The sequence below is a fragment of the Algoriphagus taiwanensis genome (assembly GCF_036245645.1).
Classification (GTDB): domain Bacteria; phylum Bacteroidota; class Bacteroidia; order Cytophagales; family Cyclobacteriaceae; genus Algoriphagus; species Algoriphagus taiwanensis.
Window position 1 is genome coordinate 60,596 of record NZ_BTPE01000008.1, and the last position, 24,397, is coordinate 84,992.

Annotated in this window: 23 protein-coding genes; 8 read left to right on the plus strand and 15 right to left on the minus strand. The window is 42.6% G+C overall.

Annotated elements, in window-relative coordinates; genetic code table 11:
• Positions 1 to 24 precede the first annotated feature (24 nt).
• A complete protein-coding gene (locus AAA938_RS12245) occupies positions 25 to 480 on the minus strand; it encodes a YciI family protein (RefSeq protein ID WP_338229021.1) in 456 nt (151 codons plus the stop codon).
• A 13-nt stretch (positions 481 to 493) separates the two neighbouring features.
• Positions 494 to 1,867 carry a TIGR00341 family protein gene (locus AAA938_RS12250; protein WP_338229022.1) on the minus strand — a complete coding sequence of 458 codons (1,374 nt, stop codon included), beginning with the start codon at positions 1,865 to 1,867 and terminating at the stop codon, positions 494 to 496.
• A gap of 387 nt (positions 1,868 to 2,254) precedes the next feature.
• Between AAA938_RS12250 and AAA938_RS12255 the strand changes: the two genes are divergently transcribed.
• Genes AAA938_RS12255 through AAA938_RS12270 form a run of 4 tightly spaced genes read left to right on the plus strand, consistent with a single transcriptional unit; the run spans position 2,255 to position 5,218 of the window.
• A complete protein-coding gene (locus tag AAA938_RS12255) occupies positions 2,255 to 2,623 on the plus strand; it encodes a response regulator (RefSeq protein WP_338229023.1) in 369 nt (122 codons plus the stop codon).
• 58 nt (positions 2,624 to 2,681) lie between these two features.
• Complete coding sequence (locus AAA938_RS12260; protein WP_338229024.1) at positions 2,682 to 3,479, plus strand: MlaE family ABC transporter permease; 798 nt, start codon at positions 2,682 to 2,684, stop codon at positions 3,477 to 3,479.
• Positions 3,480 to 3,482: 3 nt separating this feature from the next.
• Positions 3,483 to 4,241, plus strand: a complete 759-nt coding sequence (locus tag AAA938_RS12265) for an ABC transporter ATP-binding protein (protein ID WP_338229025.1) — start codon at positions 3,483 to 3,485, stop codon at positions 4,239 to 4,241.
• Positions 4,238 to 5,218, plus strand: coding sequence for an MlaD family protein (locus AAA938_RS12270; RefSeq protein ID WP_338229026.1), 981 nt, complete (start codon positions 4,238 to 4,240; stop codon positions 5,216 to 5,218). The genes AAA938_RS12265 and AAA938_RS12270 overlap by 4 nt, the downstream gene beginning before the upstream one ends.
• Before the next feature lie 25 nt (positions 5,219 to 5,243).
• On the opposite strand, the gene AAA938_RS12275 is transcribed toward AAA938_RS12270, so the two are convergent.
• From AAA938_RS12275 to AAA938_RS12290, 4 genes are all read right to left on the minus strand, one after another.
• The gene (locus AAA938_RS12275) at positions 5,244 to 6,170 is read right to left on the minus strand and encodes an endonuclease/exonuclease/phosphatase family protein (protein WP_338229027.1); all 927 of its coding nucleotides are present in this window, start codon (positions 6,168 to 6,170) and stop codon (positions 5,244 to 5,246) included.
• A 178-nt stretch (positions 6,171 to 6,348) separates the two neighbouring features.
• Positions 6,349 to 7,095: an energy transducer TonB gene (locus AAA938_RS12280; protein ID WP_338229028.1), complete on the minus strand. Its 747-nt coding sequence runs from the start codon at positions 7,093 to 7,095 to the stop codon at positions 6,349 to 6,351.
• Between the two features lie 24 nt (positions 7,096 to 7,119).
• Complete coding sequence (locus tag AAA938_RS12285) at positions 7,120 to 7,581, minus strand: hypothetical protein (protein WP_338229029.1); 462 nt, start codon at positions 7,579 to 7,581, stop codon at positions 7,120 to 7,122.
• Positions 7,582 to 7,723: 142 nt separating this feature from the next.
• The gene (locus tag AAA938_RS12290) at positions 7,724 to 8,380 is read right to left on the minus strand and encodes a hypothetical protein (RefSeq protein WP_338229030.1); all 657 of its coding nucleotides are present in this window, start codon (positions 8,378 to 8,380) and stop codon (positions 7,724 to 7,726) included.
• 253 nt (positions 8,381 to 8,633) lie between these two features.
• Between AAA938_RS12290 and pgi the strand changes: the two genes are divergently transcribed.
• Entirely contained in the window at positions 8,634 to 10,283 is a 1,650-nt protein-coding gene (pgi, locus tag AAA938_RS12295; RefSeq protein WP_338229031.1) for a glucose-6-phosphate isomerase, read from the plus strand.
• Here pgi and AAA938_RS12300 read toward each other — a convergent pair.
• Positions 10,280 to 11,809, minus strand: coding sequence for a hypothetical protein (locus tag AAA938_RS12300; protein ID WP_338229032.1), 1,530 nt, complete (start codon positions 11,807 to 11,809; stop codon positions 10,280 to 10,282). The two genes, pgi and AAA938_RS12300, sit on opposite strands and share 4 nt — an antisense overlap.
• 132 nt (positions 11,810 to 11,941) lie before the next feature.
• On the opposite strand from AAA938_RS12300, the gene AAA938_RS12305 reads away from it, so the two are divergent.
• On the plus strand, positions 11,942 to 12,361 hold the full coding sequence (locus tag AAA938_RS12305; RefSeq protein ID WP_338229033.1) for a LytR/AlgR family response regulator transcription factor: 420 nt from the start codon (positions 11,942 to 11,944) through the stop codon (positions 12,359 to 12,361).
• Between the two features lie 59 nt (positions 12,362 to 12,420).
• On the opposite strand, the gene AAA938_RS12310 is transcribed toward AAA938_RS12305, so the two are convergent.
• Complete coding sequence (locus AAA938_RS12310; RefSeq protein WP_338229034.1) at positions 12,421 to 13,629, minus strand: S-adenosylmethionine:tRNA ribosyltransferase-isomerase; 1,209 nt, start codon at positions 13,627 to 13,629, stop codon at positions 12,421 to 12,423.
• A gap of 62 nt (positions 13,630 to 13,691) precedes the next feature.
• Here AAA938_RS12310 and menC point away from each other — a divergent pair, with 62 nt between their 5' ends.
• Positions 13,692 to 14,771 carry an o-succinylbenzoate synthase gene (menC, locus tag AAA938_RS12315; protein ID WP_338229035.1) on the plus strand — a complete coding sequence of 360 codons (1,080 nt, stop codon included), beginning with the start codon at positions 13,692 to 13,694 and terminating at the stop codon, positions 14,769 to 14,771.
• Here the strand turns inward: menC and AAA938_RS12320 are convergent.
• The gene (locus AAA938_RS12320) at positions 14,768 to 15,931 is read right to left on the minus strand and encodes a lactonase family protein (protein WP_338229036.1); all 1,164 of its coding nucleotides are present in this window, start codon (positions 15,929 to 15,931) and stop codon (positions 14,768 to 14,770) included. The genes menC and AAA938_RS12320 overlap by 4 nt on opposite strands.
• 171 nt (positions 15,932 to 16,102) lie before the next feature.
• Here AAA938_RS12320 and AAA938_RS12325 point away from each other — a divergent pair, with 171 nt between their 5' ends.
• Positions 16,103 to 18,637: a phosphoenolpyruvate carboxylase gene (locus tag AAA938_RS12325; RefSeq protein WP_338229037.1), complete on the plus strand. Its 2,535-nt coding sequence runs from the start codon at positions 16,103 to 16,105 to the stop codon at positions 18,635 to 18,637.
• 57 nt (positions 18,638 to 18,694) lie between these two features.
• Here the strand turns inward: AAA938_RS12325 and AAA938_RS12330 are convergent, their stop codons facing one another.
• From AAA938_RS12330 to AAA938_RS12355, 6 genes are all read right to left on the minus strand, one after another.
• On the minus strand, positions 18,695 to 19,333 hold the full coding sequence (locus tag AAA938_RS12330) for a hypothetical protein (protein ID WP_338229038.1): 639 nt from the start codon (positions 19,331 to 19,333) through the stop codon (positions 18,695 to 18,697).
• 18 nt (positions 19,334 to 19,351) lie between these two features.
• Complete coding sequence (locus tag AAA938_RS12335) at positions 19,352 to 19,825, minus strand: hypothetical protein (protein ID WP_338229039.1); 474 nt, start codon at positions 19,823 to 19,825, stop codon at positions 19,352 to 19,354.
• A 119-nt stretch (positions 19,826 to 19,944) separates the two neighbouring features.
• Positions 19,945 to 21,183 (minus strand): BamA/TamA family outer membrane protein, encoded by a 1,239-nt coding sequence (locus AAA938_RS12340; RefSeq protein ID WP_338229040.1) that lies wholly within the window; start codon positions 21,181 to 21,183, stop codon positions 19,945 to 19,947.
• A gap of 118 nt (positions 21,184 to 21,301) precedes the next feature.
• Positions 21,302 to 21,955, minus strand: a complete 654-nt coding sequence (locus tag AAA938_RS12345; protein WP_338229041.1) for an outer membrane beta-barrel protein — start codon at positions 21,953 to 21,955, stop codon at positions 21,302 to 21,304.
• Positions 21,956 to 22,157: 202 nt separating this feature from the next.
• Positions 22,158 to 23,216, minus strand: a complete 1,059-nt coding sequence (locus AAA938_RS12350; protein ID WP_338229042.1) for a helix-turn-helix domain-containing protein — start codon at positions 23,214 to 23,216, stop codon at positions 22,158 to 22,160.
• A gap of 457 nt (positions 23,217 to 23,673) precedes the next feature.
• Positions 23,674 to 24,393 carry a porin family protein gene (locus AAA938_RS12355; RefSeq protein WP_338229043.1) on the minus strand — a complete coding sequence of 240 codons (720 nt, stop codon included), beginning with the start codon at positions 24,391 to 24,393 and terminating at the stop codon, positions 23,674 to 23,676.
• Between the last annotated feature and the right edge of the window lie 4 nt (positions 24,394 to 24,397).

A 24,397-nucleotide genomic window follows, 5' to 3' on the forward strand; every position in this document is an offset into this window, starting at 1 on the left:
TTTGGTACTGCCTACTGAGACTGATTACTGGATACTGTTTTTCGTCACCTTGGGATAGAGATCCGGCAGCATCATCAGCGCGGCGGAGCCATACCATTCTTTCAGGTCCATTTTCAGGACTCCTGCTTGGATGGCAGGGTCGGTTTCGGTGAGAGCCTTGGCCTCTTCTAAGGTTTGTACGTCAAAGATGTAAATGCCGCGCAGGTCATCATTTCCGAAAAAAGGTCCAGCCACGATCAGCTTTCCCATTTCAGCCATTTTCCCGATGTTGGCCATGTGTCCGGCTTGGATTTCGGAGCGTTGCTCGGGGGTGTATTCGGAAACACGGTCTCCTCGAAGGAGAAAGGCCATGACATACTTTCTCATGCCGTAGTCATCTGCGCCTAGTTTTTTGGCTAGAGCTTCATCGTAGGACTCTTGGGCAATCGAAAAACCGAGAAATCCAATAAAGAAGCTAATCGTGAGAAATAGGTTTTTCATATAGGGCTGGGGTTTAGTCTAGGATCAAAGCTACCGTATCTGCCTTAGTTCTGATTTTGAGCCATTGCCTTAGCTTTTGTATCTCGGCAGATGAAGGTCTGCTTTTGAAAGAGGCGTAGGCGGCGATTAGGGTATCACTGTTTTTGGAATCCAAATCACTGAAAATAGATCTGCCTAGGCTGAATTTGCTCAAAGTTGGATGATTGATTTTTGCCTCTTCAGCCATTTCTGTACTCAAGGTGCGGATTTCTGCATCTTGGGCCAGTTCTTTTTCCAAAAGGGCGATTCTTTCGTCTTTGGTTTGGATCAAGGCTTCATTGCGCTCATAGAGGTCTTTGAGGATATCGTTTCTTAAGACGCGCATATCTGTACTGCTTCCGCTTTGATTGATAATCAGATCAGTTTCTGCGAGCCCAAAATCAATGATTTTGGTTTTGAGGATTTCAATTTCATCATCGGAAATAGGTTCGCCAATGAGACTGACTTCGATTTTTCTATTGTCAGTATCGTAAGCGAATTCTGCATTTAAGATCTGGGTTTTAGGAAATTTCATTTCGGTTTTGACAAATTTCTTTGCCTGCTGATCCCAAATGGACTGCTTGACAATCCCGTAGGCTAGGTAAATGCTGGGAATTACTGTCATCAAAGTAAAAAGGGTGATATAGGTTTGCACACGTTTTTCCCTTTTGGAATCTAGAAAGTGCTTTTTTGGGTAGCCCATAAACCGGACAATCAAATAGGTCGAAAGGCTGATGAAGACCGAGTTGATGAAAAAGAGATAAAAGGCTCCGAAAAAGTAGTATAGATTTCCGGTGGCTATTCCATACCCTGCAGTACAGAGTGGGGGCATAAGCGCAGTGGCGATGGCCACACCCGGGATAGCATTGCTTTTTTCCTTTCTGGAACCTGCAACTATTCCTGCCAGCCCTCCAAATAGTGCGATCAAAACGTCCCATACCGTAGGCTCAGTCCGCGCTAAAAGTTCGGATTGGGCATCACTAATAGGGGTGACCAGAAAGTATAGGGTAGAGGTGAGGATCGAAATAAATACGGCGACGGAAAGATTTCGAAAAGACCTTTTGAGCAATTCAAAATCGTTGATACCCGCAGCTAAGCCAATACCCATGATGGGACCCATCAGAGGGGAGATCAACATGGCACCAATAATGACTGCGGTGGAGTTGACATTCAATCCCACGGATGCCACCAAAATAGCGAAGATCAGAATCCAAAGGTTAGCTCCCTTAAACTCCACATTTTTGGAAATGTATTCAATAGTTTCCAGTTCATCTTCTTTGCCCTCTTCCAGGTCAAAACGATGTGCCAGGTAAAGCAATACCCGAATGATTTTACTTCGGTTTTTTTTTGGTTTTTGGGTCTCCTCCATAACTGATAATGCCTTGGTGAAAATAGGTCTTTTTTTATTTGGGGGAGGTGAAAGAAAAAAATATTTGTTAGTAATACTGAGCTTCTGGATAGAGTAGGGGAGGATGCTAAGTGAACCTGAAGGTAGGAAATAGATGAAAAGTTTTACTTGATTTGATTTGTTGTAAATAATTGATTGATAATTTTTTAAATGTGATTTTGATGAATCTTAATTTGGTTAGGCTAAATAAATTAGACATGACTAAAAATAAGTATTTCCTGAAAATGAAAACCTAAAAGGAAAAGGTATTCTGCTTTTTTCTAAAACTGATTTCTTTATTTTTGGGAGATTTTGAGAATCAACCTCAGCTCTTATATTTTGAACTTACCTTGATTTTTTCCAACCAAAATGAACCAATCTGACAACCTATTAGTAGTCCTGGATGATGACAAAATCATGCATCTTTTGTTACGAAAAAGGATCAATCTATTGGGCTTGGTATCTGATCTGAAATTTTTTGATCAGGCCTCGGATGCCCTGAATTTTCTGTCCGAAGCTCCCCAAGCGGTGGTGATTTCGGATCTGAATTTGGGAGTCATGGAGGCATGGGAATTTTTGGATTCCTTGTTTAACCAAGGGTTTCAGGGGAAGTTTTTTTTGATGAGTTCTTCCATTATCAACTCAGACAGGGTACGAGCAAATGCAGATCCAAGGGTATCGGGTTTTTTTGAGAAGCCGCTTTCCGAAACCGATCTAATCCAAATCCTACAGGCTTAAAGAAAATTAAGTCCGGCATTGTGGAAATTTCCTTATTTTCGAGAATCCGAAATAAATTATGGCCGAAGAAGCAGATGATCGGAAGCCCTTGCTTTCGAAAAAAATAGATAAGTTTTTTACGGGATTGGCGGATGCCTGGAACTTCGTCCGACGATTTTTCAGGGAAGTATTTCTGCCTCCTTACGAATTCAAAGAAGTCATTCATCAGTGTTACCGTATTGGTGTAGAATCTCTCCCGCTTATATCCCTAACGGGATTTATCGTCGGAATTGTATTTACCAATCAGTCGAGACCTTCCCTATCTGAATTTGGAGCCACATCCTGGTTGCCCTCTCTTATTTCCATCGCTGTGGTGAGGGCTATGGGGCCTTTGGTGACTGCCCTGATTGCAGCAGGAAAGGTCGGTTCCAGCATCGGTGCAGAAATTGGCTCCATGAAGGTGACCGAGCAGATCGATGCCATGGAGGTATCAGCTACCAACCCTTTCAAGTTTCTTGTAGTAACTCGCGTTTTGGCCACGACGTTTATGATTCCTTTGTTGGTCATGTACACGGATTTTGTGGCCTTGATCGGATCTTTCATCAATGTGAACAAAAATGAATTGGTCAGCCTATCGACCTTTTTTGTTCAGGTTTTTGATTCGATTTCCTTTTTGGATGTGTTTTCTTCGGTTTTAAAATCACTCGTATTCGGTTTCACGATCGGGATTGTGGGCTGTTACAAGGGATATAATTCTTCCAAAGGAACAGAAGGTGTAGGTCGTGCTGCAAACTCTGCAGTAGTGATATCCATGTTTTTGATCTTTATTGAGGAACTATTGGCGCTTCAGATTGTCAATGCAATACGGGGAATGTAGGTTATGGAAAATCGGGAAATCGTCGTCAAAATCAGAAACCTATTCAAATCCTTTGGGGATTTGGATGTACTCAAAGGAGTGGATTTGGATCTGTTCCGAGAGGAAAACCTCGTAGTATTGGGAAGGTCAGGGACAGGGAAGTCTGTTCTGATCAAAATTATGGTCGGACTCCTCAAGCAGGATAAAGGGACGATGGAGGTCTTGGGCAAAGAAGTATCTAATCTGAATACAAAAGACCTCAATGCGCTGAGACTTAAGATTGGCTTTTCTTTCCAGAATTCAGCGCTTTATGATTCCATGACCGTCAGGGAAAATATGGAGTTTCCTCTGGTCCGGAACGTAAAGAATTTGACCAAAAAGGACATAACCATGCGTATCGAAGAGCTCCTCGATGCAGTGGGACTTCCTCAGACTATCAATCAAATGCCCTCGGAGCTTTCCGGAGGTCAAAAGAAGCGGATTGGGGTAGCACGGACTCTGATTCTCAATCCTGAAATCATGCTTTACGATGAGCCTACAGCAGGTCTAGACCCGATTACCTGTGTGGATATCAACAATCTCATCAACGAAGTGAGAGAGCGATACAAAACCACCTCCATCGTCATCACCCACGATTTGGCCTGTGCCAAGATGACGGGAGACCGAATGGCCGTATTGCTGGATGGGCAATTTAATGCCATGGGCACCTTTGAGGAGGTGTTTCCTCATGCAGAGGACGAGCGAGTCAAATCATTCTACGATTATAATTTCATTTACTCATGAGAGGAGAAAACAAACGATCAGTCATTGTAGGAATTTTTGTCTTCCTGGGAATAGCCATCCTGGTGGCGGGTATTTTGACCTTGGGTGGACAGCAGAAAAAATTCGTAAAGGCCATTCATCTCAAAGCCGTCTTTGATGATGTGGGGGGGCTGCAGACTGGAAACAATATCTGGTTTTCCGGAGTGAAAATCGGAACGGTCAGAAAAATCAACTTCTACGGAGACTCCCAAGTCGAAGTGGAAATGAATGTAGAGGAAAGCGTTTCCGAGTTTATCCGCAAGAATTCCAAGGCCACAATCAGCTCGGATGGATTGATTGGAAATAAGATTATCGTCATTTATGGAGGAAGCACCGACTTCCCGGCAGTTGAGGAAGGAGATCGATTGGAAGCGGTCATGCCGCTGGATACAGATCAGATGATGGAAACGCTGCAGGTGAACAATGAGAATTTGGTGGAAATCACTGCTGACCTCAAGCTACTCACCGGGAAACTTGCGGCAGGAGAAGGTATTGTTGGGGCTGTGATGACTGATTCCACGCTGGCTGTACGATTCAAAGAGATCGTAACAAATCTGGACAGAGCCTCTGCTAACAGTAACAGAATGCTGGCCGAACTGAACACTTTCGCAGGTAAGCTGAATCAGGAAGGGAACCTGTTCAATGATTTGGCCACGGATACCGAGATAGCGGATGAATTGAGAGCCACTATTGCCAGCTTTAAGGCAAGTGCTGAAAACACCCAAGAATTGACCAAAAAGCTGGAAGAAATCTCCGCCAAGCTCGATGATCCCAATAATGCCCTCGGAACTATGCTCAACGACCCTGCTTTTGCAGAATCTCTCAAAAGTACCTTGGTCAATACGGACTCAGCCACTTACAACCTAAACAAAGGTTTGGAGGCACTGGAGTACACTTGGCCATTCCGAAAAGGATTTAAGCGAAAAGCCAAAGAGGAAGCAAAAGCTGCTGATAATTAAGTTAAAAGCCGGTCAAAAGCCGGCTTTATTCTTTATGGCCATTGATGATTTTAGCCCTGGCTTCGATCTTTTCATCCCCATTGGCTTGAAAGGTGTCTGTGGTTTTTTCAGAAGTAAGCGTTGCTTTAATCTCGATCGGAAAGTGGTCTGAACCGATGCTTCTGAGCACTTTCAAGCCGGATAAGCCAAAGTGCCTGCTCAAAAAAACGTGATCCAAGGGCCAACGGAAAAAGGGGACTTTGGCATGAAAAGTACTGTAAAATCCCCTTCCCCGTCTGGGATCGGCCATTTCGGATATTTTTAAAAATAAATGGGTGGTATAGCTCCAAGCCACATCATTGAGGTCTCCCATGACTAAAGAGGGATTGGGGTTTTTCTGGGCTTTTTTGCCAACGATGAGAATCTCTGCATCCCGTTCGGTACTTTTTTCATTTTCTCCCGGTACTGGAGGAGTAGGGTGTATTCCGTACAGGGTGATGGTCTTGCCGGATGGCAACTCTAAATCCACTTCAATCGAGGGAATCTCCGGGTCAAGCAAATAGTTGATCTCTTTTCTGACCATTGGAAACTTGGAGTAGAAAACAAGACCATAGGTGTTTTCCTTAGGCAAAAAGATGCTATGTGGATAGTTCTCCTCAATCTCCTTTAAATTATCCACCCAGTCCTGATTAGTTTCTACCAGAAATACCACATCCGGATTCCTTTTTTTGATCAGCTGGACTGTTTTTGAGTACTGGGTATTGAACTGATAGACATTTCCTACGATGAGATGAAAGCCGTTTTCTTTGGAAAATGGGACCCGCTGAATCATTTTTTTACCAAAAATGGTGTAAGGCCATACCTGTATAAAGAGGTAAACAACAGACAAAAAAATCAATCCCAAACCCATCCACTTTTCTATCCCACTTTTTTCCGAAACTATCCAAAATATGCCCAGAAGGATCAGAATCATCAATTTTTGTAATCTGGGATAATCAAAAATGCGAATCCACCAGTGATCCCATTTCACCGAGGGAATGAAAGTGGCTAGGATAAAAAAAGCGGTAATTCCGGATAGTATCAAAATTCAAATGATCGAGACAATTAAAAATAGACCCAATCCAATGAGCATCCTAGAGGATTTGGAGGAATCACCCCAATTTGAATCTGACCGGAACATACATCCATGCTTCTATTGGGTTGCCCTGTAGGTCCAAGGCTGGGAAGAATGGGCCGTCATAAAGTTGGATTACTCTTAGTGCTTCCTTGACCAGTTCTTTATTCATCCCATAGGCATTGGCCGGTTCGATTTCTTTGAGCTCTCCTGTTTCTGAAATCAAAAGGGCGATTTGTACGGTTCCGCTTTGTCCCAATCTCCTTGCCGAAATCGGATATTGGAGATTCTGGGCAAAAAGCTCCTGAAGTCTTTCCATATCCAAACCCGGCTTGAAATCGTCCCGATTTTTCAATTTTTCTGACTCGGGGCTTTCACGCCATAAGGTAAATGATTGATCACCTAGATAGATGACTTGGCCTTTTTTCTCACCTTTTTCATAAAAGCTGGTCAGATACCTTCCATTATCCAGATTTTTGAGCGTTTGGTTTTTAAGGTTATTCTGAGTGTCAAAATGATCTCTTATTTCTTGATTAAACTTTTCTGTCTCATTAAAACTCTTCTTAACCTGAGCAATTAATCGATTTTCCAGATCAAAGATCAAAACCAGCTTTTCTCCATTTTGAATTTCATTTTCTACTTGTTGGAAGGCTCTATTTTCTGAATCCTTTCCACTGATTTCATAAAAGTGTTGATTGAGATAGGTTACTTTTTGGGATTTGGTCTGAGCTTGATTCAAAAAACAGATAGAAGTAAAAACAAGGAAGGTGAAAAGAATTCGCATGGGGTAGAATTTTGAAATGATGGATTAATAGGTGAACTCTAGTATTTGCCAGAGATCGTTGAATTTTTCAGAATTGTTTCGAGTAAGCTCTCGTACTTCGGTGATTCGTCCGCAGCATTCGGTATCGTATTGCGTATAGGACAGGACTAGTGTATCAATTTTGCCATTAGGATAGCTTAAGAAAACCGGTCCGAGAGGAGGGAAAACCTCCGCGTAGAAGGTGGTATCTCCGTCATAGTAAGGAGAAAAGAGGGGTTGAAGGCCGTATTCCACCCGCTCGTTTCCCTGAAGGGAGTAAAGAGTGAATTCTTCGGGATTGAATTGGGCATCTGGACCAAAAACCAAATCCTTACCCGTATCTCCGGCTAAGATTCTGAACTCAAAGTCATATTTGGAAGCCAGGCAATCCAGATTCCTGCAAGGGTCGCAGGAACAAATTATCAAAAGGATTAGTAAAATGAGGGACTTATTTATGGGACGTGTCATGGATTGATGTCTTTTTAAAAATGAAAATCGAGTTTCTTTCCCTAAAGGCAACGAAGGATAAATGGGAAGTGCTACGGTGAAATCATCTTTTGAGGTTTGAAAAGGAAAGGCAAACAATTGGCATAAGTTTTTTAAGATTTTACTACCTAAATCTAATTTCAATTGGACCCGAATTTAATCTTCCTCCTACATGGAAATAAAAATACTTCCATTTTTCAAGTGTGTTTCCAAAAGCATCTTTAGCAGGAATATAGCCTTTCTTCCAAGAGTTCACTGCCTTTACGAACACCTTGGCGATTTCCGGGTCAGCACCTATGGGATTGACCCAGTCGACCGCCTTGACTTCTCCTGTCTTATCCACCAGGACCCCGACTACAATGAGTTGCCTTTCTGTGGGCCATTTACTTTTTTCTATTTTGGTTTTCTCCGAAATAAAAAAGGGAAACCGTGCTTTTGGATCATTTGGATAGGGTTCAAAGTCGTTTTCCAAGATTTCTTTGGGCTTTTCGTCCCCCAGCCGAATGACAGAGTACTTGTGCTCTCCTCTGTATAAAACCTGCCCCACCAGCTCGTCATCTGCATAGTAGGTAGAAATGAATTTGGAGTTGAATAGATTGGCAGTCCGCTTATGGATAAGCTGACCCTCAAGGTCATATTCTTCCAGTGTCAACTCTTGGAAATCATCCGTTTTTATGCCTTTTCGGACGATTTGCACGAGTTGATTTTGAAGTGTGAAAACGCGCTCGATAAGGGTGGAGTCCGAAGCAAAAGACCTGATTTTGAAGTATTCCTGCTGCATGGAATCAGAGGGCGATATCTCAAAAAAATGCTTATTCAGGGGGATTGGATCAATATTTTGTGGAAATCCTGAATGTGAAATCAGAATTACACTCAAAAGCAAAAGATAACAGCGCACTATAGAAAAGGAAAATCTTTGAGGTGGAAAAGTAGAATATCAGCATCTAAAGGCCAAACCTTTAACTAGGAAATCTTACAAAATATTCTGAAGATAACTCTTAATTTTACCTTGACCTATTTATTCATTTTCATTCATGAATTCGATCAACCCTACTTCTACCCCCGCTTGGGGAAGACTCCTTGAATTGAAGGAGAAGCATAAAAATCACTCCATTTATTCTCATTTTGACTATCATGGCCGATTTGACCAATTCAGTATCCGTTTTGAGGATATCGTGGTTGATTTTTCAAAAAACCGGATTTCTGACGGGATTCTTCTTGCCTTAATGGATTTGGCGCGAGAGTGCGGAGTACATGAGGCTATCGAGGAGATGTTTACCGGAGGTGCCATTAATAAAACAGAAAATCGGGCGGTGCTTCATACCGCACTGAGAAATAGAAGCAATCATCCGGTCTATGTGCAGGGCAAGGACGTGATGCCGGATATCAATGCGGTACTCGCCCAAATGAAAAAATTTGCCGATCAGGTCTTTCAGGAAAAATGGCTGGGCTACACCGGGAAACCTATTACCAACTTGGTGAATATTGGGATTGGGGGTTCAGATTTAGGTCCGGTGATGGTGACTGAGGCCTTAAAGCCCTATCAGAATCCTAATCTTTCCATTCACTTTGTGTCCAATGTGGATGGAACCCACCTTACTGAGACCTTAAAAAAGGTAGACCCCGAGACTACGCTTTTCTTTATTGCATCCAAGACCTTTACCACTCAGGAGACCATGACCAATGCCCATTCGGCTAGAAACTGGTTTATGGACTATGCCAAAGATGAATCAGCCATTGCCAAGCATTTCGTCGCTTTGTCGACCAATGCCAAGGCTGTGGAGGCTTTTGGGATTGATTTGGCCAATATGTTCGAGTTTTGGGATTGGGTAGGAGGACGTTATTCCCTTTGGTCCGCTATCGGCCTGCCTATCGCCTGTGCTATCGGTTTTGACAATTACGAAAAGCTGCTTTCCGGTGCCTATTCTATGGACGAGCATTTCAGGCATTCGGCTTTTGAGCGAAATATTCCCATGGTTTTGGCCATGATCGGGATTTGGAATACCAATTTCTTAGGAGCTACATCTGAGGCCATTTTGCCTTATGACCAATATCTTCATCGTTTTGCCGCCTATTTCCAACAAGGAAATATGGAGAGTAATGGAAAGTATGTCAGCCGCACCGGTGAAAAGGTAAATTATCCGACCGGGCCGATCATTTGGGGGGAACCCGGGACCAATGGGCAGCACGCATTCTACCAGTTGATTCATCAGGGGACCCATCTGATTCCCTGTGATTTCATAGCTCCTGCTATTTCCCACAATCCGCTTGGAGACCATCATCAGAAATTGCTTTCCAACTTCTTCGCTCAAACGGAAGCCCTCATGAAAGGGAAATCTCTTGAGGAGGTGAAGGCAGAAATGAACAAAGCAGGGAAATCCGTAGAGGAAATTGATCAAATAGCCCCTCACCGTGTTTTTGAAGGCAACAGACCGACCAATTCTATCTTGGTGAAGCAAATCACTCCTTATACACTTGGACAATTAATCGCCATGTATGAGCACAAAATCTTCGTGCAGGGGGTAGTTTGGAATATTTTCAGCTTTGATCAGTGGGGAGTAGAATTAGGGAAAGTTTTGGCAAATGGTATTTTGCCTGAATTGGAAGGGGATTCGGAAGTCACCTCCCATGACTGCTCTACCAATGGCCTGATCAATGCCTACAAGCAAATGCGAAAAGGCTAATCTTCCAGTAAGCCAGTCAAATCTATTTCAAACAGTCTCGGGGGAATAGTACCTCCTCCGACGGAAATTTTTTCCCCCGAGATTTTTATTTTCTCAGAAGACAATATTGCTATTCCCTCAGTCTGACTGGTGGTAGAGACACTTCCCAAGTAGATGGTGTAGCGCTCGTTTGAAGCGGAGGTTTGGCCTGGATTCCAACCTGAGAATACTTCTAAAAAGGCTCTAGATGAGATCCCTGCAATCTCATAGCCGAGGAGAAGCAGATTTTTTCCGTCTGAAGTAATATCTGCAGCGGTGATTTTGCCGGCAGTGGGAAAAGTCTCCACCTTGGAGGCTACCTGACTGGCCACATTGGGATCGAGAGTGTAGTGGGTAGTTTCATTGGCACTTACCGGTTTGGTGAATAGATGCAGTTTGCCTTCCCACCACACCATGGCTTCGCAGTCAAATGCATGGTTGGGATCGTTGAATCCGGTCTGATCCGGGTAAGAAAACTCCAAAATCTCGGCAGTCACCTCATTGCTGTTTAGCAAATTCGAAATAGGAATCTTCAAAACCCTTAGATCTTTTCGATTTCCCAGATTATTGCCAAAATCCCCGATAAAAACATGAGTATCGCTAGAGGCAAGGTCTTCCCAGTCCACATTGGGCGCATTGGTGACACGGATGCTACGCTCGGGATTTCCGGAAAATGGAGAAATTTCAAAAAGCTCAGGAAGGTTACCTCCATCATTTAGAGTAAAAAGCCGGTCTCCTATCGCTTCAAGAGCGGAAGTTTCGCCGAGGACAGGCCCCAATTCCTTGCGGTAAAAAGGAGGGAATACCTGAGGATAGGTATCCCCGCTCATCGGAATGCTTCTTTGGTTCAAATCAAATAGTGGATCCGCAATGCCAATCTGCCCATTTGAACTGCTGCTGTTGAAGTAGAAAAAAGACTGATGGCTAAGAGGCAAAGGATCCAAACCCAATCGGAATCGTTGACCATTGGTCAGTGTGATGGCTGTCTTCACCGTTTCCAAAGTATAGATGTAATAGAAATCACCTTGGGATCCCATCATACCTGTCTGGGGAGTGATAATTTGAGGTGCTGATTGGAGATTGGACTTTTGGATACTGAGCAGCTGATACCTCGAAACTCCATTCAACTGCGTGGAAACCTCAGGGCTTGAAACCGAGAGAGTACCGGAAAGGTCCACAGGAAGGGTGCTGGAGATCTTGACAGAGGATATTGGAGACTCATAGCTGTAGGTACCAAAAGGGAGCTCGAAGGTGAAGCCCTCGGGATTGGAAGGAAGTTGGATGGTATAGGAATCTCCACTTTCCTGAGAGGTAAAGGTCACGCTCTGACCAGGAGAAAGCGGATGATTCCATTCCTGGATGGTGTTTAGCCTACCATTCGGAATGGGCTTTTCGAGTAGGATTCCTGTCAGGGTAATTTTGGCTAAGCCAGGCTTAGGATCCTCTTTTTTGCAGGAAAAAAGCAGAAAACAAAAGATTAATAAAAGGCTCTTTTCAAAAAGTCGCATGAGGATATGGGTTCATCTTTAGTTCAAATAACTCAAAAGCAGAGGAAGTTTCCATTATTTCCCAAAGAATAAAAACGAAAGTCAAAACATTATTAATCCACAGCATGTTGCACAACCATAACATCCTGAGGTATGAAAGAGCTATTAGAGGGTATCAGAGTCAGTAAAAATGGAAATGGAAATGGAAAAAAGCACCATTTATCCGAGGAGCCGAAACTCCTGATCAAGGATGCCATTTTTGTACGCCATGAAGGGAGTTTGGTCAAGGTAAAGTTTGATGACATACTCTGGCTCAAAGGAGATGGCAATTACACCACTTTGGTTACCAAGAATGCCGTGATTTCTGTAAGGAATATTCTCAAGGAGTTTGAGTCTGTTTTACCTTCTGAAAATTTCCTCCGTATTCATAAAAGCTATATGGTGCAGATCGGAGAAATCTCCGCCATCAATAACAAAGAAGTACAGGTGGGTAAAGATTGGATACCTGTAGGAAGGACTTTTTATCAAGAACTGCTCAAAGGCATACAGCGAATTGGGAGTCAGGGAGACTAATCGAACTGAATTCTTATATAAATCAAAGGTCTCGCTTTTTAGGTGAGACCTTTTCTTTTTCAGAGCCAAAGCAAGCTGCTGTCCCCATAGCTTAGGAAGCGATAATTCTTGTCCAAGGCTTCTTGATAGACTTTTTTCCAATCCTTTCCCAAAATCGTGGAGATCAAAAGAATCAGCGTAGAACCCGGTTGATGAAAATTGGTGATCAGCGCGTCAATCATCTGATAGCGATAACCTGGAAATATAAAAATCTCGGTATGCCCTAGAACAGTATCCGTACCTTCTCGATCCATTACGTCCAAAATCGCCTGAAGTGCTTCTTTTTTCTCTGGCAAAGCAGCTCGTGTCTGGTAAGGGAAAAGCTTTTCTACCTCGAGTTTTTCTCCTTTTCCTTCCAATATCTGAACTCCATACCAATAGATGCTTTCCAAAGTCCTTACGGAAGTGGTACCCACAGCAATGGTTTTTCCGGTATTTTCCAGAAGTTGTCTGAGGGTTTCCCGTGAGACTTGAATCTGCTCGGAGTGCATGGGGTGCTCGGTCACTTCCTTCACTTTGATCGGCTGAAAAGTCCCTGCACTCACGTGTAGAGTGACTTGGGCTTCTTGGATTCCCTTTTTTCTGAGTTTTTCAAAAACCTCTTCGGTAAAATGAAGTCCTGCGGTGGGAGCTGCTACCGCGCCTTCTTTCTTAGAATAAACGGTCTGATAGCGATCTTTATCCTCTTTTTCAGGCTTTCGATTCAGGTATGGAGGAAGTGGTACTTCTCCGCTTGCTTCCACCAAGTCCACAAAGGCGATTTCGGAATCATCCCATGAAAACTCCACAGACATGGCTTCTCGATTGATCAGTCGAGCCTGTAGAATCACTTCTTTTTCCCCAATCTGGATTCTACCTTTAAGCACCTCCTCATCTTTCCATTTTTTAGCATTGCCGACAAGTGTCTGCCACGTTACCGGATACTTAGCGAGCATGATCTCAGCGATGACGGTGGTTGGGGCGATGGGAGCGAGGAGAAAGATTTCGATTTTTGCGCCTGTTTCCCTTTGAAAAATCAAGCGAGCCGGAATCACCTTGGTATCATTGTAGACCAAAAGGGCATCATTGGGCAATAAATCAGGCAAATCATAGAAATGGTAATGGCTGATTTGGCCCTGCTTGTAATGAAGGAGTTGGGAATGGTCTCTTTTTTCGAGAGGAAACTTGGCGATCCGGTCTTCCGGTAGCGTATATTCGAAGTCTTGGAGATCAAAGGTAGGAATTTCCATTTGACAGGATGATTTGGCTGCAAATATAGCCATCCATTTGGTCCAAAAACGGTTTTATCTTTATGGCAGATTCGTTTCGATTACAGTTTTCCCTGATAAAAAGGGTTCTTCAGTTCAGATTTGATGCAGGGACATCAAGAGGTGTTCTCAAAACCCGGGAGGTTTTTTGGATCAAAGCGACTCATCCCGACTTTCCTGAAAGAGTGGGATGGGGAGAAGCAGCTCCCTTGGTGGGACTGAGTCCGGATTATCGGGAGGATTTTGAAAGAGTCATTACAGCACAACTTGAAAAATTGGCACAAGAAACATGGGCGGAGGATTTAGATTCGGTTTTACATCAGGTTAAATCTCGGGTTCCTTTTGACTTGCCGTCACTAAGATTTGGTGTGGAAATGGCCCTTTTGGATTGGATTCAAGGCGGGATAAAGAAGTTTTTCCCCAATCCATTTTATGATCAGAAAAAGCCTATTCTGATCAATGGACTGATTTGGATGGGAGATCGGGATTTTATGCTGGAGCAGATTGACCAAAAGCTAAAAGAGGGCTTTGACTGCATCAAAATGAAGATTGGAGCCATTGATTTTGAGCAGGAATTGGCGCTATTGAGCTATATCCGAAAGCAGTATTCCAAGGATCAGATCATCCTCCGGGTAGATGCCAATGGGGCTTTTTCACCAATGGAGGCGATGAACAAACTCGGTCAACTCGCCGAATTGGATATTCACAGCATCGAGCAGCCTATTCGTGCCGGCCAATGGGCAGAAATGCGAAAGCTCTGTCGGGAAACTCCACTTCCGATCGCCTTGGATGAGGAGCTGATCGGGACTAAAGAAAAAGAACTTCTCCTCGATACCCTAAAGCCGCAACACATCATTCTTAAGCCCACACTTTTGGGAGGTTTTCTGGAAACTCAGCAATGGATAAGCTTAGCAGAAGAGCGGGGAATTGGCTGGTGGATGACCTCGGCTTTAGAAAGTAATATCGGGCTCAATGCCATTTCCCAATTGGCTTCCTCCTACGACCCAAAAATCCCCCAAGGTCTGGGCACTGGTAAGCTCTACCATAATAACCTTGCCTCGCCTTTGGAGATTGAAAAGGGGCAAATCCGCTATGGAGATAGGCTTTGGGAGAATCCTGCCTAGTTGGGTAGAGGATGTAAATAAACCGGCTTATGTACTTGTGCTTTCCAAAGGGTTTGGGTTAAAATCCCCGTATCCAAGTCCCGCTCAAAGATCACAATATCATTACTGGCCTGATGGGCAGCAAGAAGGTATTTTCCATCTGGGGTCAAATTAAAATTGCGGGGCATAATACCTCCTGAGGAAATGTTTTGGATTCGTTCATACTGACCGGAGTCGTTTTTGGCGAAAACCGAAATTGTATTGGCATCCCCGCGATTAGATACGTAGACATTTTTTCCATCGGGAGAAACTCTGATCTCTGCAGCGCCAACATTTCCGGTAAATCCCTCATCCAATAGAGACAGGCGTTGTTGTGGAGTCAGAATTCCATTTTCGTAGGAGAAAACTTCCATCACTGCGCTCATTTCCTGTACGACCAAGACTTCTTTGCCATCTTTAGAAAAAGCCAAATGCCGGGGGCCATCTCCCGGGGTAACAGGAAACTCTCCAGCTAAACTCAATGGCTCGGCCTGATCAGGAGCAAAATCATAAACATAAATTTTGTCAGTACCCAAGTCGGCTACCAGCACCCTTTTTCCTTCAGGATCAAAAGTAGTGGAATGAACATGAGGTTTCTCTTGACGATCGGGATTGACGCTTTTGCCGGTGTGCTGGATCAGCTGGACAAAATCCAGCTTTTTGTCTTCAATTACTTTGAAGACAGAAAGGCTGCCTCCGGTATAATTACCCAAAATCACAAAATCCTCATTTGGAGACAAAGAAATATGGCAAGGGTGATCTCCCTGAGAGGCATCCTGATCCAGTAAAGTCAGGGAATTGTCTTCTCCATTTCTGGAAAAAGTCAGGACATTCCCACCTTGAATTCCAGCTTCCTCTTCGAGAGAGTAGACTGTTTTGCCGTCCTTGGAGGCAATCACAAAAGAGGGATTGGCGATACCCGCTGCAATAGTTTGCACGGTCATCAGATTTTCTCCCGGAGAAAAAGTCAGATGGTTGATGCCATGGTGAAGGGAATCCGTATAGGTTCCAACCAAGAATTGGTAACTTAGGTTTTGCACGGGTTCTTTCTGAGTTTCGGGATTGGAAGGATTACAGGCAAAAGACAAGAGGCCTAGGGAAATTAGACAGAAAGCCAGTGAAAGGGAGGGGAATGATTTCATGGATGAAAAGTAGTGAATTTTGAGGAGCATGTCTTTTTTCATAGAATTAAAAAGTAGAATGATTCTGTGTGATAAATCAATTTTTGAACCTTGTTTTTTGTTGAAAATTTAAAAATAGTGCGATTAAGCTTTAAAAATGTTAATTTGGCCTAGCCTATTAAATGCAAAAAGATGCAACAAATTTATGATACCCAAGTAGCCAAGCGGTTTACGATTTATAACAGTTTATTTTTGGATTTGCCCTTTGATGATATTTACGTCACGGGGACTCTTTTGCCCTTTTTGGGCAAGGCCTGTGAAAAGGGTTACAAGGAGGGAAAGACTCCTGTGGAAATTATAGAAGGGTTTTTTGAAGAAATGATGCCGGGAGAATCCGAGAAAAAGCGAAGTGATTTTCTCTTCCGGATGATTCAATATGTGGAGCGGCAAGTGGTTCTTTTTGATTCGATAGAAGATGCTGCATACGATAAAATCAACGATATCAATGGGAAAGGCTCCATTAAAGCTCTGATTTCCAGAGTAGAGACCGATAAGAAGAAGAAGGAGCTGATAGAAAAGCTCAAGACTTTCTCGGTGAGGTTGACTTTGACAGCTCATCCCACCCAATTTTATCCGGGAAATGTATTGGGAATCATCACCGATCTCGAAAATGCGATTCGAACGGATGATTTGGAAAGCATCAACCTTCTTCTCCAGCAATTGGGCAAGACCGGGTTTATCAATCGGGAAAAACCTACCCCTTTTGATGAGGCAATCAGCCTGATTTGGTATCTGGAAAATGTGTTTTACCAGAGTATACCCGATATCGTGATTCGGTTGCTGAAGGGGCTTGGTGAGCCAATCCATACCTGGGAGAATCCGGGAATTTTGAAAGTAGGGTTTTGGCCAGGGGGCGACCGGGATGGCAATCCATTCGTAACCCACGAAACCACCCTTCAGGTAGCGGATCGCCTCAAAAAGTGGCTGATGAGATGCTACTACAGGGATCTTAGAAAATTGAAGAAGCGATTGACCTTCAAGAATGTGGAGGAATTGATCGCCAAAGCTGAGCGCGGAATTTATTATACCCTATTTGAAAACAAGCAAGTCTACAACTCGAAGGAGGATTTGTTGGCGATTTTATTGGAAGCTAGGGAAGCCTTGATTACCCATCATGATGGGCTGTTTTTGAACCTTTTGGATGAATTCATTCTCAAGGTGAGAATTTTCGGCTTTCACTTTGCGCACATGGACTTGAGACAGGACAGTCGTAAGCATGATGCGCTGTGGGAAGAGATTTTTTCCATTCAGGGGAAGGAATTTACCGGAACAGAGGATGAATTGATCTCAAAAGTGATGAAAACCCGGGGTCTTCCTTCCCTGGAGGATTTTCAGGAGCCCTTTCATAAGGAAATGCTTCAATCCTTAGGTACTGTTAAGGAAATCCAAACGCTAAATGGAGAAGAAGGACTTCACCGCTACATCATTTCCAATTGCCAATCCGTACTTCATGTCTTGGAGGTTTTTCAGCTGGCAAAATTAACCTTGGGGGCCAAGTCAAGCCCTCTTCCTTTAGACATTGTTCCATTGTTTGAGACGATTGATGACCTTTCAATGGCTCCCAAAATCATGGCCAAGCTGTATGAGACTCCGGAGTATGCCGATCACCTGAAGTCCCGTGGGATGAAGCAAAATATAATGCTTGGATTCTCAGACGGTACCAAAGACGGGGGTTATTTAAAGGCCAATTGGTCGATTTTGGTGGCCAAAGAGGAGCTTTCGGAAGTATCGAGAAAGTATGGGATCAAAGTGGTCTTTTTTGATGGGCGAGGCGGTCCTGTAGCCAGAGGAGGAGGGAACCTTCATAATTTCTATGCATCCTTGGGAGAAAAAGTGGACAATTCCGAAATCCAGGTGACCATTCAGGGCCAAACCATTTCCTCCAATTACGGAAAGCAAGTATCCTGTACCTACAATCTTGAGCAATTACTCAGTGCAGGATTGGAAAATCATCTCTATCAGGATGGAGAAAAGAATCTGAATTCCAAGCAGAGAGCTATGATTCAGGCATTGGCCGATTCAGGATATGATTCTTATAAGGAACTGAAAAATCACCCCAAGTTTGTTCCCTACTTAGAGCATGTGGCCCCTCTGAAATATTTTGGAATGACCAATATTGGAAGTCGACCTTTGAAAAGAGGCAAAGGTTCAGGGTTAAAGTTTGAGGACCTCCGTGCTATTCCTTTTGTAGGATCTTGGGCTCAGATGAAGCAGAATATTCCGGGCTTTTTTGGGGTAGGAGCGGCAATTGAGCAGGCCGAAAAAGAAGGCAATCTCAAAGAAATCAAAAAGCTCTACCAGGACAGCCTGTTCTTCAGAACCTTATTGAGTAATTCCATGCAGTCACTGAATAAGTGCTTCTACCCGGCTACTGCCTATTTATCCAAAAATGAGGAGTACGGGGAATTTTGGAATCTCTTGTTTGAGGAATACCAAAGATCTGTGGAAAAAATCAAAGAGATTTCCGGAATGAGCGAACTCTTGGAAGACAATCCGGTGACCAAAAAATCTATTGAAATCCGGGAAAAAATCGTGCTTCCTTTGATTACCATTCAGCAATACGCAATTCAGAAAATTTTGGAAGATGGAAAATCCACCAATACGCTGGATAAGCTGATTCTCCGGGCGATGTTTGGGATTATCAATGCGATGCGAAACGCAGCATAAACGAAAAGGCCCTTGGATTTTTGATTTCCAAGGGCCTTTTTTCATGTGTAGGAATTCTTATTTTTTTACGATCACTCCGTCTTTAATCATTTGGTCAGAAATTACCATGGCAAAGGTTCGGGCAAAAGCCTCAAGATTTGCTGGATTGGTAGTTTCGGATTGAGCTGACCATACCAATTGTTCAGTTTCTACGTCATAAAGGTTGGCCTCGAGGAAGTAGTTTTTATCTGTGGTATAGTAGCCTGGATCGTACATCATTGGGCTATAATAATTGTAATATCCCCAATAAGATCTGTAGTATCCTCCATACATCATTGGGGCATAGGTGGTAGTACCAGGCACATATCTGGATTCCTGCGTCTGGTCCAATAGAGCCACGGTAAGTACGGCATCATGGCCTTGGGATTTGAGAGTTTGAGCGAATTTCTCTTTTTCCTCAGGGCTGGGTTTTGTTCCCGGAGGAATGATTACAGAAGAGTTGGAAGCCTTGATCCCATCCTGTGTCAATACGCTTTGGATTTGATCTTCGAAGGTCTGTCTGCTGATGACACTTTCGGAAATTCCGATAATGACTACATCATCGTATCCTCCCGCTTTTTTCTCAGGACTGGCCCAAGAACCTAATATTTTTGTGCTGGGTGAGCAGGAGACAAGTACTGCAAATGCCAATGTGGCGAGTAAGGAAAACTTTTTCATTATATGATTTTATAAAGGTTATTTGAATTCATCGATAAAGGGTAACTCCTGCTGAATAGCATTTCGAATAGTATTGTGGATGTAGGTGTCCAGCTGGAGAAATTTTGCCGCGTCCAGTGCGGAAACGCCCTTTTTTAGTTTTTTATAATACTTCAAGTGAAGCTTGGACAGCTCTTGGTCGTTCTTTAAGGTTCTGAGGGCTAAATTGTCAGCCTCAGTCTCTCCGATGTTGGAATATCCTTCCATGTAGTCGTTGATGATTTTGATCCGCTCTCTGGACAAAGCTCTTCGTTCGGTCTCATAAGCTTCGTAAATAGGCCAAAAAGCCGCCGCTTTTGTATCAGAAAGTTGCAGTACTTCCTGGACAATCATCTTTTTGTCCATTCCAAAGGCTTCCTGAATAAGGGAAATCTCATCGTCAATCGTTTGGGCAAAGCTCGCATTCATCCCCAAAAGAAAGAGTGCTAGAGAAAATAGGATGCTTTTTTTCATAATGTTGTAAGGGTTAGTTTTATGGAAATTACTGGTGTCTGGATAGTTTAATCTTTCAATTTTTGAATAATTTAAGAAAAAGTTAAAACAAATATTTACCCGTTTTTAAACGTTCGCTATTAGAATGTTTCATTGATGTTTAGATAAAATCCTGAATTGCCTTTTTGACCAAATGCGTAATCGGCGGTGATGGTGGTTCGCTTTTGCTTATTGATCATTACACGCAATCCTAATCCATAACCGGGATTGATTTTTTCAAATAACCTTTCGTATTGAGGTGTTGCTCCAAGACTTGATTCAGGTCTTGCTCCGCTGAAACTTGCCGCATTGACAAAAACTGTAGCGCCAAAGGTGTCTTTCTCTTTTTGCAAAGGAAATCTCCATTCAGCTTCTCCGTAGACCATGTTTTCCCCTCTGAATCTTCCTTGCGCATAGCCCCGGCCACTTCTTCCAAACATATCCCAGCCAATTGACGGTAGGTTCATATATGGGAGATTGCCGGATACAAGAAAGTTACCCATTCCCCAGACGCCAATGAGATGTCTTTTGCGCTTAGGATTCAGATTGAAGTAATGCCTGTAATCAAGGAGTAATGTGCTCGATGATTGGGAAGAACCGAGAAATTCAGGATTGATTTTATATTGAATCCAGGCAAAGTTTTTTTCATAAGGGGAGACTGCCATGTCTCGCTTTTCCATGATAAAATTGAAGGATACCCCTGATAGTGAATACTTATCCGTATCAAATCCCTTTGAGATATTGTAGGCATCATGAGCAAACTGAAGGGTTAGATCCTGATCTGCATCCTCATCCAAGAAGTTTTCAATTTTGCTATGTACATCCAAGTGATATCCCAATCCCAAATAGAAAGGAGAATCCCCGATTTTTTTTAAAACCGCTTCATAAAATCTTAACAGATTGAAATCCATCTGTTGCTCCCCCCAATAGGCAAGAGGTTGATTTGGATTTTGGGCAGGTTCGTTGGGAGTAGAGCTTCCTAGGCCAAAGGTAGGCTGGGAAGTGATAAAGTATCTCCAATCTCCCATTAGGATAAGCTTGTTTTCTGAGAGAAACAGATTATGCCGACTGCTGAAAATCCACTGTTTCTTGGTAGTGTATAGCAGGTTGCCAACCAAATTGGACATCTTCGTGTTAGCAGGATCATCCATATACCAAGAGGCAGAAGGGGCAAGTCCAAACATCCATCCGTTGGCAGGATTGGATGCCACTGCCGGGAGTGGCACAAAGCTGAAATGATAGACTTTATTGGGCTGATAAAAGTCAACCGAATCAGCTTTCTGGGCTTTTGCCCAAAAGATGATCACAAAGGAAATCAGGAAGAGATTGAAACGCCTCATTGCTCGCTGGGATGGTGTTACAGATATTCAAGATAGTGATCCCTAACTGGATCTAGGTTCGAATTTCTGCTATACCTTGAGTAATCTTTAGGATTTTTCAAGAAAACAGGTGCTTTCGTTAATTCGAAAACCTGAAAACCAATCCTCCCTGAAACCCAAACTGAAAGATAGTGGAGTAAGTAGATACTCCGGTGCCAACGCCACCTGTGCCGAAATAGAATCCTCCGCCCGCTCCTTGTACTGCAGACATAAGGGATGCTTGGAGCTTGATTCCGACTTTTTCAGCCAGCCAGAAATTGGACCCTCCACGTAAAGCCCAAGCGAATTTGGTGAAGTTTTGAGATCGGCCATTGTCTGGATTATCGACGTTGGAAATCACCATCCCGATTCCAGCGCCGAAATAAGGCTCCACTTTGTCGTTGACTTGAAAGTAGTTGTTTCCATTGACCATAATCCAGTTGTTTGCCAAATCAAATGTGGTGCGCTGCAACTGTCCACCCAGAATTCCTCCATCTTGGTAGATCATCGGAGCTTGGGTGTCTTGTCTTAAATATTGAAGTTCAATTCCTTTGCCATTGGGCAGTTTGTATTCTAATCCGGCACCCCATTGAAAACCTCCCTTAATGGTGCCTTCATAGTAGCTGCTTGAGGAAAAATAGCTGTCTACGCGATCATCGAATACATATCCTGCATAGGTGTTGAGACGGATTTCCTGGGCTGATGCATTCCATGCAAGAGCGAACGAACAAAGAATAATCAATAATTTTTTCATAGTAAGGCTTTGTTTCCTTTAGTGTCTGAGTGTATTTGGAAAGAGTAAAACTTGGGCAAAATTAAAAGCTTTTAAATCGCCTCGTCAATTTATGTATTTGAGCTGAGCATCTTATGCACAGATTCATTGAATTCAAACGGATTTTTCCAAAAACCAATTCAGGATTTATTCACCGAGCAGATCCCGGACATTTATTTCCTTCCTACTTTTCCTCAAAGCTCTTTTCCAAGGATTTCAAATATTGGGATGGCGTAGCGTCCTTATATCTTTTGAAAGAGGTAATGAAAGAGTTTCGATTATTAAATCCGCATTCTTGAGCCAATCCCTCCAAAGTCATCAATTTATGGTCTCCATTTGAAATTTTTCTGCAACATTCCTCTATTCGATGCTGATTGATCAAATCAGAAAAACTAATTCCCAGATTTCGGTTGATGTATTGGGTGAGAAGGTAAGCGGGAATTCCCGAATCCTTTGCCAAATCATTGATATTATAGCCAGGTTCCAAATACTTCTTTGAAACCTCAATTACCTCATTCAGTTTGTTTTGAATTTCTATCTCTTTAGTGCCGGATATGGGCTCGTTACTTTGTGTTTCTTTGGGCTTTTCAGGTTCACCTTCCAGATCGATTCCATAAAGGATATTAGGGAAGAATAGAATGATAAGGGAATTCACCAAAATGAATAATGCACCGGTAAAATGGATTAAATCATAAGAAAGTTGGGAATCCACAACATTATTGAGTGCGAAAAATGGAAGAAATAGGATTGTGATTCCGTAGACGTAGGTTTTCGCCCATAGAATCCATTCTTTGGATAAATGAGATTTTTTTTCCCGAACGAGTTTTTGCTGCTTATTTAATAATCGCAGTGAAAATATCCAGTAGACCATAATTAAAAAGGTTCTTCCCAAGGTGTAAAAATTGGGGGGGAAAAACCGGCTCTGATTGAAATAAACAAATACGGCTGGGTTTTCTATCTCTGAAAGAATAAGCCTTTCTTTTTCCTCAATAGTGGTAAAAAATAAGATGGGGAAAAAATCAATGAAGTAGATAAAAACAGGAAGAAAATGGATCAAATCTTTTATTCTAAATCCTTCTTTTTGAACTTCTTTATAAACATACAAGTAAAACAATGGCATGAAGGAAAGTGCCGCAATATTGCCCGAACGATAGAGTGACGGAATCAGTACATGGTAGCCTGAGCTAATCAAAAAAGCAAAAGCGATAGCATAGGATAAGGTGAAAAAGGAAAACCCAATCAAAATATTTGTTTTCCTCCTCTTAAATGAAAAAAGGATCAACAACCCACTAGTAAGAAAACCCAAAAGAATGGCGCTTAGATATACCAAATCTTTAGGGCTTAGCACAAATTCCATAAATCAATTCAAATCCATTCGGATGAAATTAATTAAGAATTTCACTGAACTCCAAAAAAGAAAAGATTTATGTTTTTTTAAAAAAGGTAGCCCTAAGCCCTTAATAGATAGATTACCAGTGATTTATCCATTAATTACTTCCTTTGCATTGCGATAGTTTTTTCAATCCAATTGGATTTACGGAACAGGTCCAAGGATGGTGCATTGCGGATATCAATCTTAGGGAATCCTGATTCCTAATTTTTCCCCTAAGGAATCCTCTATAATAAATCAAAAACTACTTTCCAAAAACTTGGCAAATCAAACCTTCTAAGTTTTTATCGGTAGGCCCCCTTTTTTGCGGTCAATGGTCTTTCACTTTTCCCCGGCCTATTGGAAGGTTGGTGTAGATTGCCCATTGCGCATGTGAATTGGTGCCAGGGTAGTCAGGGAGTACATCTGTTAGGCCACCGTGGTACCTGATCCCCAAAGTGTTTTCCTGATTTTTGCCTAAGAGAAAGCCAATACCCGCCACATATCCAAAATCCCATCGGGCCACTTCTTCTCGGATATCTTTTTTGTAAATCACCTCATCTTCATTAGAAGTCTTCGTGAAGATATCCGTGGCTCCTAATCTAAAATTGATCTGTGGTCCCGTTTCTACAAACCATCGATCTTTGAGTAAATATCTCGCTGAGATAGGTAAACCAAGATAATTGATTTGCCGATTGATTTCTGCCATGCTGAAGATTTGGTCGAGATTTGGATCTTCTAAAGAATAAAACGCCAAATCTTTGGCTCCTTTCCTATACTTAGGCAGTGCTTCAACATTAATCATCCACTGTTCATTGAGTTTATGGGTGAAAAAAAGCCCCAAATTGAAAGTGGGAATTGCTTTTGTGCCTTCGAAATTAGATATCGAATTTAGGCTTTCATTGAAATGAATCCCAAAAAGGTTCTTTTCGCTGTTAATTTTATCGCCAAAAATCAAACTGATGAGCACCTGACTTTTTGCAGAGTGAGAAAGGCACATACAAACCCACAGAAGACCAATCAAGATCAGGTTTTTATTTCTAGTTTTCATTGGA